The organism is Stenotrophomonas sp. TWI377 (genome assembly GCF_039674525.1).
Lineage (GTDB): Bacteria > Pseudomonadota > Gammaproteobacteria > Xanthomonadales > Xanthomonadaceae > Stenotrophomonas.
This window is the reverse complement of the sequence record NZ_JBDJNT010000004.1, coordinates 151,650-164,054: the sequence shown is the minus strand read 5'-3', so window position 1 is coordinate 164,054 and position 12,405 is coordinate 151,650. Positions and strand designations below refer to the sequence as shown.

The window sequence follows — 12,405 nt, the reverse complement described above, 5'->3', positions numbered from 1 at the left end:
CCGGGCACCCTCTCAACGAAAAAGACCCCGCAATGCGGGGCCTCTTTCTGTCCGGATGCTGCGCCGATCAGCGCTTCATCGAACCGAAGAACTCGTCGTTGGACTTGGTGTTCTTCATCTTGTCGAGCAGGAATTCCATTGCGGCCATTTCATCCATCGGATGCAGCAGCTTGCGCAGGATCCAGATCTTCTGCAGCAGTTCCGGTTCGATCAGCAGATCTTCGCGGCGGGTACCCGAGCGGTTGATGTCGATCGCCGGGAACACGCGCTTTTCGGAGATGCGACGGCTCAGGTGCACTTCGCTGTTGCCGGTGCCCTTGAACTCTTCGTAGATCACCTCGTCCATCTTGCTGCCGGTATCGACCAGCGCGGTAGCGATGATGGTCAGGCTGCCGCCTTCCTCCACGTTACGCGCCGCGCCGAAGAAGCGCTTCGGACGGTGCAGGGCGTTGGCGTCCACACCACCGGTGAGCACCTTGCCGGAGCTGGGCACCACGTTGTTGTAGGCACGCGCCAGGCGGGTGATCGAGTCGAGCAGGATCACCACGTCCTTCTTGTGCTCGACCAGGCGCTTGGCCCGCTCGATTACCATTTCGGCGACCTGCACGTGGCGCGCAGCCGGTTCGTCGAAGGTGGAGCTGATGACTTCGCCGCGCACGGTGCGCTGCATTTCCGTCACTTCTTCCGGGCGCTCATCGATCAGCAGCACGATCAGGTGCACGTCCGGATGATTGGTAGTGATCGCCGTGGCCACCTGCTGCATCATCATCGTCTTGCCGGCCTTGGGCTGGGAGACGATCAGCGAACGCTGACCCTTGCCCTGCGGTGCCATCAGATCGAGGATGCGGCCGGTGATGTCTTCGGACGAACCGTTGCCGCGTTCCAGGGTGAAGCGCTTGCGCGGGAACAGCGGGGTCAGGTTCTCGAACAGCACCTTGTTCTTGGACGCTTCCAGCGGCTCACCGTTGATGGTGTCCACGATCGACAGCGCGAAGTAGCGCTCGCCGTCCTTCGGGAAGCGGATGCGGCCGGACAGGTGGTCGCCGGTGCGCAGGTTGAAGCGGCGGATCTGGCTGGGCGAAATGTAGGTATCGTCCGGGCCGGCCAGGTAGCTGGCTTCGGCCGCGCGCAGGAAGCCGAAGCCGTCCGGCAGGATTTCCAGCACGCCGTCGGCGGCAACGCCGTCGCCATGACGGGTCAGCACCTTGAGCAGGGCGAAGATCACGTCCTGCTTGCGGGCACGGGCCACGCCTTCGGAGATCTGCAGCTGTTCGGCGATTTCCAGCAGCTTCTGTGCCGGCATGCGCTTGAGGTCACTCAGCGAATAGACCGGGAAGCCTTCGGGCACGTTGGCCTGCTGGCTGCGCACGAACGGCTGCTGTTCGCCGTTGTCCTGCGGCATGCCGTCGTCGTTGTAGCGATCGCCACCGCGGTTGCGGTCACGGCGATTGCGGAAACGGTCGCGGCGGTTGCCTTGGCCCTGACCCTGGCCTTGGCCTTGGCCTTGGCCCTGGTTCTGGCCCTGACCCTGCTGGTACGGGTTCTGCCCGCCCTGCGGGTTCTGGTTGCGGCCGTTCTGGTTGCGCTGGCCACCGTCGCCGGTGTCCTGCTGACCACCGCCCTGCGAGGGCGATGCGTCGCCACCGGCAGGGGCTGCCGGTGCCGATGCCTGCGGGGCTGCCGAAGGAGCAGCAGCCGGCGCCGGCGCGTCAGACGCGGCAGCCAGAGGCAGAGCGGGTTGTGAGGGGGGAGAACCTGCGTCGGCAGCGGTGTTGGCGGCGGCCTTGGCGACGCGCGGCTTGCGCACGCGCTTCTCGGCGGGCGCGTCGGCGCTCCCGGGTTCGGAAGTAGTGATATCGGACAAGTGCTGGATTCCTCGCTAGAAGGTGCGAGCGCCCGGCAGGGCGGCGAACGTTGGGAAAGGATCTGGAAGGAAACTGCGTCCAGAAGATGCGGCGCGCGAATGCGGCCGGATATGCCGACACTAACACCGGCTCGCGGCGGCGCGCAAGCCGGGTGGGGCAGGGTCATTCATGCGGGCGACGGGCCCGCGTGGCAGCCGGACGGGCCGGCTGCCTGCTGCGATCAGGCCAGGGCCTTGTCGAGCATGCCGGCCAGCTGGGCCTTGCCGACGGCACCGATCTGCTGGGCCTGGACTTCGCCGTCCTTGAACACCAGCAGCATCGGGATCGAGCGCACGTGGTACTTGGCAGCCAGGGCGCGGTTCTGATCCACGTTGACCTTGGCGATCTTGGCGCGACCGTTGTAGGCGTCGGCCAGTTCATCCAGCGCCGGGGCGATCATCTTGCAGGGACCACACCATTCGGCCCAGAAATCGACCAGCACCGGTTCCTTGGAATTCAGCACTGCGCTATCAAAGTCGGCGTCGCCGACATGTACAACCTTGTCGCTCATCTTGGTTTCTCGTCTGGTAATGCACCCGGCAGGGCCGGAGGAAGTTGAATTTGGGCAACGCCGACCGGGCGTCACCCTCGTCTGGTGCCTCGTGGCCGCGGGCGGCCAGCGGTGCGTTCGGCGGATGCCTGGACGCTCACGGGGCGCAGTGTACCGCTATCGCCGTGACCGGACAGACGCTGGTTGGAAAGAAGCGTCCCGTGATCGCCCACCTGCGTTATCGCGACGATCCCGGTTGATATGCGGGGGCCGGGAGGCCGGTTCCAGCCCCGCCCGCCGCGCCGTTCAACCGGCGGCAGGGCGGGTGAATACGAGGTGCAGAGCGCACGCCAGCCCTGCCAACGCGCTGTAATGGCGCGCTGGGCGGGCATTCTCATGGGGTCGAGCGACGGGGGATCCCGGTTTGCCGCCGACATTGCGCTAAACTGGGGCATTGCGCGGCGCCCTGGACCCGAGTCCGGCCCCGCCAATCCCGGCGCAGGGGCCGTTTGCGACGGTGCCCCCCAAGATGATGCAAGCCACCCGCACCTCTGCCGGCTGGCCTTACCAAGACGGACTCATGAGCGACAAACCGCTGACCGATTTGACCTTCTCCTCCTTCGAGCTGCATCCGGCCCTGCAGGCCGGCCTTGAAGGAGCCGGATTCACCCGTTGCACGCCCATCCAGGCGCTGACCCTGCCGGTCGCGCTGCCCGGCGGCGACGTCGCCGGCCAGGCCCAGACCGGCACCGGCAAGACCCTGGCCTTCCTGGTCGCGGTGGTGAACCGCCTGCTGACCCGCCCGGCACTGGCCGATCGCAAGCCGGAAGACCCGCGCGCGCTGATCCTGGCCCCGACCCGCGAACTGGCGATCCAGATCCACAAGGATGCCGTGAAGTTCGGCTCCGACCTCGGCCTGCGCTTCGCACTGGTCTACGGCGGTGTGGATTACGACAAGCAGCGCGAAATCCTGCAGCAGGGCGTGGACGTGATCATCGCCACCCCGGGCCGCCTGATCGACTACGTCAAGCAGCACAAGGTGGTCTCGCTGCACGCCTGCGAAATCTGCGTGCTCGACGAAGCCGACCGCATGTTCGACCTGGGCTTCATCAAGGACATCCGCTTCCTGCTGCGCCGCATGCCCGAGCGCAGCACGCGCCAGACGCTGCTGTTCAGCGCCACGCTCAGCCACCGCGTGCTGGAGCTGGCCTATGAGCACATGAACGAGCCGCAGAAGCTGGTGGTGGAGAGCGAGTCGATCACCGCCGCCCGCGTGCGCCAGCGCATCTACTTCCCGGCCGACGAAGAAAAGATCCCGCTGCTGCTGGGCCTGCTCTCGCGCAGCGAAGGCGCCCGCACCATGGTCTTCGTCAACACCAAGGTGTTCGTCGAGCGCGTGGCCCGTTCGCTGGAAAAGGCCGGCTACCGCGTCGGCGTGCTGTCCGGCGACGTGCCGCAGAAGAAGCGCGAGAGCCTGCTCAACCGCTTCCAGAAGGGCCAGCTGGAAATCCTGGTGGCCACCGATGTCGCCGCCCGCGGCCTGCACATCGACGGCATCAAGTACGTCTACAACTACGACCTGCCGTTCGACGCCGAAGACTACGTGCACCGCATCGGCCGTACCGCGCGCCTGGGCGAAGAAGGCGATGCGATCAGCTTCGCCTGCGAGCGCTACGCGATGGGCCTGCCGGACATCGAGGCGTACATCGAACAGAAGATCCCGGTCGAGCCGGTCACCAGCGAAATCCTGACCCCGATCCCGCGCGCGCCGCGTGCACCGTCGCCGGAAGGCGAGGGTGATGCCGAGGGTGACGAGAACGAAAGCGTCGGCCAGATCTTCCGCGAAGCACGCGAAGCGCGTGCCGCCGAAGAGCAGCGTCGTGGCGGTGGCAGCAGCCGTGGCGGCAAGCCGGCCGGTGGCCGTGGCGAACGCCGCGCACCGGGCGAGCGCAGTGCCGATGGCAAACCCCGCCGTGAGCGAAAGCCGCGCGTGGAAGGCGAGCCGCCGGCCGTGGCCGCCGATGCCGCTGCCACCCCGCAGCTGGCCCCGACCGCCGCGCCGTCTGCCGAAGGCAGCCCGGCCGTGGAAGGTGAGCGTGCGCCGCGCAAGCGTCGTCGTCGTCGCCACGGCCGTCCGGTCGAAGGTGCCGAGGGCGCCGCAGCGACCGGCCCGGTGACCCCGGTGCAGGTGACCGCCAAGCCGATGCGCGGCACGCCTGCCGCCGATCCGGGCGCCTCGTTCCTGACCCGCCTGGGCCGCAAGATCCGCCGGATGCTGTCCGGTTCGTAAGACCGGACGCGCGACCCGCGATGCCTGGGGGGTATAGCCCCCTTGGTAAGGGGGCGGTCGCGAAGCGACGGGGGATCGGGTGCTGATGAGAGGGGCCCACGGTTTGCGCAGCGAACCGTGGGGCGACAGCGCGAATGCGATGGCGCTTCCCCCGACCAACGGTCGGCACCTACCGTCTGACGCCCGACCTCCACGCCGCCACCCTCGTCCTGCATAATCAGGGGATGAGCGTCCTGCGTTTTGACAATGTCAGCAAACAATATGCGGGCGGCCACCAGGCACTGGTGGACGTCAGCTTCGATGTCGCCCCCGGGGAAATGCTGTTCGTCACCGGCCATTCCGGTGCGGGCAAGAGCACCCTGCTCAAGTTGATCCATCTCGACGAGCGGCCCAGCCGCGGCGCGGTGATCTTCAATGAGCGCAACCTGCTGAAGGTGCGCGGCGGAAGTATTCCGCGGCATCGGCGCGAGGTCGGTGCGGTGTACCAGGACCATCGGCTGCTGATGGACCGCAGCATCGCCGAGAACGTCGCCCTGCCGTTGATCCTGCGCGGCACCCGCCGCAACGAGATCGGCAAGCGCGTGCGCTCGGTACTCGAACGCATGGGCCTGGGCCATCGCGAAAAAGCCCTGCCCTCGCAGCTGTCGGCCGGTGAACAGCAGCGCGTCGGTATCGCCCGTGCGATTGTCGGCGAGCCCACGCTGCTGGTCGCCGATGAGCCCACCGGCAATCTCGATCCCACGTTGGCGGCGGAAATCATGGCGTTGTTTGCCGAGTTGCCCGATCGCGGCACCAGCGTGCTGGTGGTCAGCCACGATCTGGCCCTGCTGCGACGCATGCGCAAGCGCGTGCTGATCCTGGATCACGGCCGCCTGGTCGATGACATCTCGCCGCAGGACCTGGCCGAATGAATACTCCGGTGACCAAGGAAACCGCCGCGCCCTCGCGCTTGGGCGTGTGGCTGCACCATCACGGCCACAGCGTGGTCTTCAGCCTCGGCCGTGCGTGGCGCAAGCCGTGGGCGACGCTGCTCACGGTGATGGTCATGGCGCTCGCGCTGGCCCTGCCGCTGGGCCTGTCGATCGCGCTGGACAACCTCAAGCACTTCGCCGGCAGCGTGCAGCAGTCGCGCGACATCAACCTCTTTCTGAAGACCGACGCCGGTGCCGATGCGGCCCGCCAGGTGGCCGAGACCCTGCGCGGTCGCGCCGACGTGGCCAACGTCACCGTGCAGACCCCGGAGCAGGGCCTGGCCGAGCTGCGCGAGAGCGCCGGGCTCGGTGAGGCCATCGATGCACTGCATGACAATCCGCTGCCGACCCTGCTGATCGTGACCCCGGGCGAGGGCGCCGACGACGCGCGCCTGGCGCAGTCGCTGGAAGGCCTGCCGCAGGCCGATCTGGTCCAGCACGATGCGTTGTGGCGCAAACGCCTGGATGGCTGGCTGGGCTTTGGTACGCGCCTGGTGCAGGTGCTGTCGGTGCTGCTCGGCCTCGGTGCCGCACTGGTGGTCGGTAATACCGTACGCCTGGACATCCAGGCGCGCCGCGATGAGATCGGCGTGCTGCAGCTGCTCGGCGCCAGCGATGGCTTCATCCGCCGCCCGTTCCTGTATCTGGGCGCGTGGTACGGCCTGGGCGCCGGCGCGGTCGCCCTCGCGCTGATCGGTGCGGCCGGGCTGGCGCTGCGTCCGCCGCTGGCGGCGCTCTCGCAGAGTTATGGCAGCCCCTTCGTGCTGCATGGTCTGGACCTGCTGCATTCCTCGTTCGTGCTGCTCGGCACCGTGGTGCTGGGCTGGCTGGGCGCCTGGCTGGTGACGGGGCATTTCCTGCGCCAGACCCGTCCGACCGAAACCTGAGGCCCGCATGCGTCCGCAAGCCCTCAAGCACCTCGCCGACGACGCCCCGCGCGTGATGGTCGTCGACGGCTCCAGGCTGGTCCGCAAGTTGATTGCCGATGTGCTGCAGCGCGAACTGCCGGCCGTGGAGGTGGTGGGCTGCGCGAGCATCGCCGAGGCGCGTGCGGCGCTGGATGCCGGGCCGGTCAGTCTGGTCACCACCTCGCTCACCCTGAGCGATGGCGACGGGCTGGACCTGGCGCGCATCGTGCGCGACGCGGCGGGGCAGGCCTACGTGCCGGTCATCGTGGTCTCCGGCGACGCGCAGCAGCATCTGGAACAGCGCCGCTTCACCGAGTACGTCACCGATTATTTCGACAAGGCGCTCGGTCACGAAGCCCTGGCCACCTTCATCCGTGGCTATGTGCAGCCAGAGACCATTCCGGGCGCCACGATCCTGTATGTCGAAGACAGCCGCGTCGTCGCCGAGGCGACCAAGCGCATGCTCGAACGGCAGGGCCTGAACGTGCTGCACGTGCTCACTGCCGAAGATGCCTTCGCGCTGCTCACCGCCGAGTCGCTCGGCCGCAGCAGCCACCGCATCGATCTGGTGCTCACCGATGTCACGCTCAAGGGCGAGCTCAGTGGCCGTGATGTGGTGCAGCGCGTGCGCGTGGACTTCGGCTACGGCAAGCGCCGCCTGCCGGTGCTGGTCATGACCGGCGACGGCAACCCGCACAACCAGTCCGGCCTGCTCCAGGCCGGTGCCAACGATCTGGTCCAGAAGCCGATCGAAGAGCGCCTGCTCATCACCAAGGTGCTGTTCCAGCTGCGCCTGTCCCGCCTCAACGAAAAGCCTGTAGTGCGATGAATGACGATGTAGTGCCCAGCATCCAGCTCGAACCGAGCTGGAAGACGCGTATCGGTGATTACCTGCTGCGCCCGGACATGCGCGAACTCTCCGCGTTCCTGCGCCAGCGCAAGGCGGCCGGTGCCCAGGTGTTTCCCCCTGGCCCGCAGATCTTCGCCGCGTTCGACGCCACGCCCTTCGACCAGGTCAAGGTGGTCATCCTCGGCCAGGATCCGTATCACGGGCATGGCCAGGCCCACGGCCTGAGTTTCTCGGTCATGCCGGGCGTACCGGTGCCGCCATCGCTGCTGAACATCTACAAAGAGATCGAGGCCGATCTGGGCATCCCGCGCCCGGACCACGGCTGCCTGCTGCCGTGGGCGCACCGTGGGGTGCTGCTGCTCAATGCGGTGCTGACCGTGGAGGCGGGCAACGCCGGCTCTCACCAGCGGCGTGGCTGGGAGGGCTTCACCGACCATGTGGTGGACACGCTCAACCGCGAGCGCGAGGGCCTGGTGTTCCTGTTGTGGGGCAGTTACGCCCAGCAGAAGGGCAAGGTCATCGATACCGGCCGGCACCGGGTGCTCAAGGCACCGCATCCTTCGCCGTTGTCGGCGCATCGCGGCTTCCTGGGCTGCCGTCATTTTTCGATGGCCAATGACTACCTGCAGCGCCGCGGCAACGCGCGCATCGACTGGTCGCTGCCGCCGCGTGCCGCGCTGGAGCCGGCGGCGTAATCACTGGCGGTCGTCATCTGGACGGCCAGCATCGCGATGATGGAGTGCGCCACCTGCCGCTTGCGGGTTGAACATGGCGGGCTATTACCAGGCGTCGGTGGGTTTGGGCCTGCCACGCGTAGCGGTGGCGCAGGGGTAGAGCCAGGCCATGCCTGGCTGAACTGCCGACAACCTTTCCGGGCTGAATGGGCGCATCCGGCAGCCTGTTCAGCCAGAAAACACGCGCCAGCGCCCAATTCATCCGTCTATCTTGTTGATTTCATGGAGTTTGATGGTTTGTTTCCAGCCTCTCGCCACTGTCATCATTTCGCGGTACGTTAGGGGTGTCTTCGGTGCCAGCGTCCCATGAACAGAACGCTGGAACTTCTTTCCCCTTTAGCAGTCCAATTCCGGGACTGCTAAGATGAGTGCTATGAGCCAGAACACCTCTACTGCCCTTGTGGCAAACAATCTCCCGATTCCCAGTGCGCTCGGTTCGCTGGACGCCTACATCGGTGCCGTGCATCAGATCCCGGTGCTGTCGGTCGATGACGAGCAGGATCTGGCCCGCCGCTTCCGCGACGAGCTGGATCTGGACGCCGCGCGCGAGCTGGTCCATTCCCACCTGCGCTTCGTGGTGCACGTCGCCCGTGGCTACAACGGCTACGGCCTGGCGCTGGGCGACCTGATCCAGGAAGGCAACATCGGCCTGATGAAGGCGGTGAAGCGCTTCGACCCGGACATGGGCGTTCGCCTGGTGTCGTTCGCGGTGCATTGGATCCGTGCGGAAATGCACGAGTTCATCCTCAAGAACTGGCGCATCGTCAAGGTCGCCACGACCAAGGCGCAGCGCAAGCTGTTCTTCAACCTGCGCAAGTCCAAGACCCGCCTGGGCTGGATGAACGCGGCCGAAGTCAGCGCGGTGGCCAAGGACCTGAACGTGTCCGAGCGTGAAGTGCTCGAGATGGAGTCGCGCCTGTCGGGTCGCGATATCGGTTTCGATCTCTCCAGCGATGACGATGACGATCATGCGCCGCCGTCGCCGGCTGCCTACCTGCGCGCCAACGAAGAAGATCCTTCGATGGCGTACGAGCGGATGGACAGCGAAGACAATCAGCTGCAGCTGCTGCGCGAAGGCATGGCCGAACTGGATGCGCGTTCGCGCGACATCATCCGCCGTCGCTGGTTGGACGCGGACAGCAAGGTGACGCTGCAGGAGCTGGCCGATGAGTACGGCGTGTCGGCCGAACGCATCCGCCAGGTCGAGGCGAACGCGCTGAAGAAGATGAAGGCGCTGTTTACCGCGTAATGCGGGGCGGCGTTGAGGTGATGAAAGGCCCGGCACTGCCGGGCCTTTTCTTTTCTGGAAGCGCTATGCCTATGTGGGGCCGCTGACCTGTCCGACAGCAAGGGGTGCCGTGTGCTGATTCGCCTGCGTCGCAAAGGTCTCGACGCGGTCCTGTAACGCAACGGCCCGGCAATGCCGGGCCGCTGACGTCACACGCTCCACGCCATGCGCGGATCCGTGCGGCCTTACATCTCCCGCGCGATCGCACGCCAGCCGATGTCGGTGCGGTGGAACTCGTTGTCCCAGGTCACCTTCGCCACGCCGGCATACGCGTTGGCCTGCGCATCGCCCACGCTGTCGCCCAGCGCCGCCACGCACAGCACCCGGCCGCCCGCGCTCACCACCTGGCCCTGCGCGTCCAGCGCCGTGCCTGCATGGAACACCTTGGCCGTGGCCGGCACCGTGTCCAGACCGTGGATCACATCGCCGCTGATCGGCGTTTCCGGGTAGGGCGCCGCCGCCATCACCACGCCCAGCGACGGGCGCGGATCCCACTGCGCCTCTACCTCGTGCAGGCGTGCGTCGATGGCCGCCTGTACCAGCTCGACCAGGTCCGACTGCAGGCGCAGCATCACCGGCTGCGTTTCCGGGTCGCCGAAGCGCACGTTGAACTCGATCACCTTCGGCGCGCCGTTGGCATCGATCATCAGCCCGGCATAGAGGAAACCGGTGAACGGAATACCGTCGGCGATCATGCCCTGCACGGTCGGGTTGACCACCTCGCGCATCACCCGGGCATGCACCGCGTCGGTGACCACCGGGGCCGGCGAGTACGCGCCCATGCCGCCGGTGTTCGGGCCGGTGTCGCCGTCGCCCACGCGCTTGTGGTCCTGCGAGGTCGCCATCGGCAGCGCGGTGGTGCCGTCCACCATGGAAATGAAACTGGCTTCTTCGCCGTCGAGGAACTCCTCGATCACCACGCGCGCGCCGGCGTCGCCGAACGCGTTGCCCGACAGCATGTCGCGCACCGCGTCTTCGGCCTCGGCCAGGGTCATCGCCACGATCACGCCCTTGCCCGCGGCCAGGCCGTCGGCCTTGACCACGATCGGTGCGCCCTTCTCGCGGATGTAAGCCAGCGCCGGCTCGATCTCGGTGTGCACCGCATAGAACGCGGTCGGGATGTTGTGGCGGGCCAGGAAGTCCTTGGCGTACGCCTTGCTGCCTTCCAGCTGCGCAGCGGCGGCGGTCGGCCCGAAGATGCGGTGCCCGGCGGCGCGGAAACGGTCCACCACGCCGGCCACCAGCGGCACTTCCGGGCCGACCACGGTCAGGCCGATGCCTTCGGTGCCGACCAGCGCCAACAGACCGTCCAGATCGGTGACCTTGATGTCCACGTTGCGGCACTTGGGCTCGGTGGCGGTGCCTGCATTGCCGGGGGCCACGATGACTTCGCTGACCTGCGCGGACTGTGCCAGCTTCCAGGCCAGGGCGTGTTCACGGCCGCCGGCGCCGATGACGAGGATCTTCTGCATGGTGACGTATTCCGGATAGGGGGTCGGGGGAATCAGGAGGGACGGGGAAGCGCTTGGGCGACGTCCTTGAAGGCAGCAAGGGCGGCTTCGAGATGTTCGATGATTTCCTGTGCCAACACATCCGGCGGCGGCAGGTTGTCGAGGTCATCCAGGCTGTCGTCCTTCAGCCAGAAGATATCCAGGCTGGCTTTGTCGCGGGCAACCAGTGCCTTGTAATCGTAGTAGCGGAAACGTTCCGATTCCTTGCGCGTGTGACGATTTGCCGGATTGTAAGCGTCAACGAATTCCCGCAGATCCTCATCGCGTAGCGGCTTGGTCTTAAGGGTGAAGTGCTTGTTGGTGCGCAGGTCGTAGATCCATACGCCCTTGGTGTGGATCTTGCCATCCTTGGGCTTGGAATCGAAGAACAGCACGTTTGCCTTGACGCCTTGGGCGTAGAAGATGCCAGTCGGCAGGCGCAGCAAGGTATGGACGTCGCAGGTTTCAAGCAGCTTGCGCCGAATCTTCTCGCCGGCCCCGCCTTCGAACAGCACGTTGTCAGGCAGCACCACCGCAGCGCGGCCGGTGGTCTTGAGCATCGATACGATGTGCTGAAGGAAGTTGAGCTGTTTGTTCGACGTGGTCTGCCAGAAGTCCTGGCGCTCGTAGGTGAGCGCATCACGGTCTTCCTCGCCTTCCGCGTTGGTGATGGTCATGCTGCTCTTCTTGCCGAAGGGCGGATTAGCCAGCACATAGTCGACCTTTTTGCCTGGCTCGGAGATCAGTGCGTCGGAGCGGCTCACAGTGGGCTCGCCATCGAGGTCGCCGATGTTGTGCAGGAACAGATTCATCAAGCACAGACGGAGCGTGGAAGCGACGATCTCATTGCCGAAGAAGGTCTGGTGCCGCAGGAACTTCTGCTGCTTCTTGTCCAGGTGCATGCCTTCGCGGGTCAGCCAGTCGTAGGCACCCAGGAAGAACCCACCAGTACCACAGGCCGGATCGGCAATGGTCTTGCCAGGTTCGGGCTGCAGGCATTCAACCATTGCCTTGATGAGCGGGCGGGGGGTGAAGTACTGGCCGGCACCGCTCTTGGTGTCTTCAGCGTTCTTCTGCAGCAGGCCCTCATACATATCGCCCTTGACGTCGATCTCCAGGCTCAGCCAGTTTTCCGAGTCGATCATCTGAACCAGTCGCGACAACTTCGCAGGATCGTGGATCTTGTTCTGCGCCTTGAAGAAGATCGCGCCAAGCACGCCCGGCTTGTCGCCAAGCTTGTGCAAAACGTCAAGATAGTGCTCTTCCAACTTGGCGCCGGTCTGTTTGCGCAGACTGGCCCAGTCGTACTTTTTTGGGATGCTCAACTCGCGGTTATGCGGTGGCTGTGAATACTCGTAGGCCAGCTTCAAAAACAGCAACGAGGTGAGCTGTTCGAGGTAGTCGCCATAGCCCATGCCGTCGTCGCGCAGGGTGTGGCAGAAGTTCCAGATCTTCTGAACGAGGGTGCTGCTGTTCATGG

General features: G+C 65.9%; 10 protein-coding genes. 6 read left to right on the top strand and 4 right to left on the bottom strand.

Features of this window, described 5'->3' with window-relative positions; translation table 11 throughout:
* Positions 1 to 67: 67 nt before the first annotated feature.
* Both rho and trxA read right to left on the bottom strand, forming a co-directional pair.
* The gene (rho, locus tag ABE546_RS06405) at positions 68 to 1,864 is read right to left on the bottom strand and encodes a transcription termination factor Rho (RefSeq protein ID WP_313211332.1); all 1,797 of its coding nucleotides are present in this window, start codon (positions 1,862 to 1,864) and stop codon (positions 68 to 70) included.
* 221 nt (positions 1,865 to 2,085) lie between these two features.
* Positions 2,086 to 2,415 carry a thioredoxin TrxA gene (trxA, locus tag ABE546_RS06400; protein ID WP_019183509.1) on the bottom strand — a complete coding sequence of 110 codons (330 nt, stop codon included), beginning with the start codon at positions 2,413 to 2,415 and terminating at the stop codon, positions 2,086 to 2,088.
* Between the two features lie 559 nt (positions 2,416 to 2,974).
* On the opposite strand from trxA, the gene rhlB reads away from it, so the two are divergent.
* The 6 genes from rhlB to rpoH all read left to right on the top strand — a co-directional run bounded on the left by rhlB (position 2,975) and on the right by rpoH (position 9,396).
* Positions 2,975 to 4,684, top strand: coding sequence for an ATP-dependent RNA helicase RhlB (gene rhlB, locus ABE546_RS06395; RefSeq protein ID WP_313211331.1), 1,710 nt, complete (start codon positions 2,975 to 2,977; stop codon positions 4,682 to 4,684).
* 224 nt (positions 4,685 to 4,908) lie between these two features.
* Entirely contained in the window at positions 4,909 to 5,595 is a 687-nt protein-coding gene (gene ftsE / locus ABE546_RS06390) for a cell division ATP-binding protein FtsE (RefSeq protein ID WP_121040406.1), read from the top strand.
* Positions 5,592 to 6,542: a permease-like cell division protein FtsX gene (gene ftsX, locus ABE546_RS06385; RefSeq protein ID WP_313211330.1), complete on the top strand. Its 951-nt coding sequence runs from the start codon at positions 5,592 to 5,594 to the stop codon at positions 6,540 to 6,542. The genes ftsE and ftsX overlap by 4 nt, the downstream gene beginning before the upstream one ends.
* 7 nt (positions 6,543 to 6,549) lie before the next feature.
* Positions 6,550 to 7,392, top strand: a complete 843-nt coding sequence (locus ABE546_RS06380) for a response regulator (protein WP_313211329.1) — start codon at positions 6,550 to 6,552, stop codon at positions 7,390 to 7,392.
* On the top strand, positions 7,389 to 8,108 hold the full coding sequence (gene ung / locus ABE546_RS06375) for a uracil-DNA glycosylase (protein WP_284128706.1): 720 nt from the start codon (positions 7,389 to 7,391) through the stop codon (positions 8,106 to 8,108). Before ABE546_RS06380 ends, ung begins: the two co-directional genes overlap by 4 nt.
* A gap of 412 nt (positions 8,109 to 8,520) precedes the next feature.
* Positions 8,521 to 9,396, top strand: a complete 876-nt coding sequence (rpoH, locus tag ABE546_RS06370) for an RNA polymerase sigma factor RpoH (RefSeq protein ID WP_019183519.1) — start codon at positions 8,521 to 8,523, stop codon at positions 9,394 to 9,396.
* 224 nt (positions 9,397 to 9,620) lie between these two features.
* On the opposite strand, the gene purD is transcribed toward rpoH, so the two are convergent.
* Both purD and ABE546_RS06360 read right to left on the bottom strand, forming a co-directional pair.
* The gene (purD, locus tag ABE546_RS06365; protein ID WP_346462980.1) at positions 9,621 to 10,907 is read right to left on the bottom strand and encodes a phosphoribosylamine--glycine ligase; all 1,287 of its coding nucleotides are present in this window, start codon (positions 10,905 to 10,907) and stop codon (positions 9,621 to 9,623) included.
* Positions 10,908 to 10,939: 32 nt separating this feature from the next.
* On the bottom strand, positions 10,940 to 12,403 hold the full coding sequence (locus ABE546_RS06360; protein WP_346462979.1) for a class I SAM-dependent DNA methyltransferase: 1,464 nt from the start codon (positions 12,401 to 12,403) through the stop codon (positions 10,940 to 10,942).
* Positions 12,404 to 12,405: the final 2 nt, after the last annotated feature.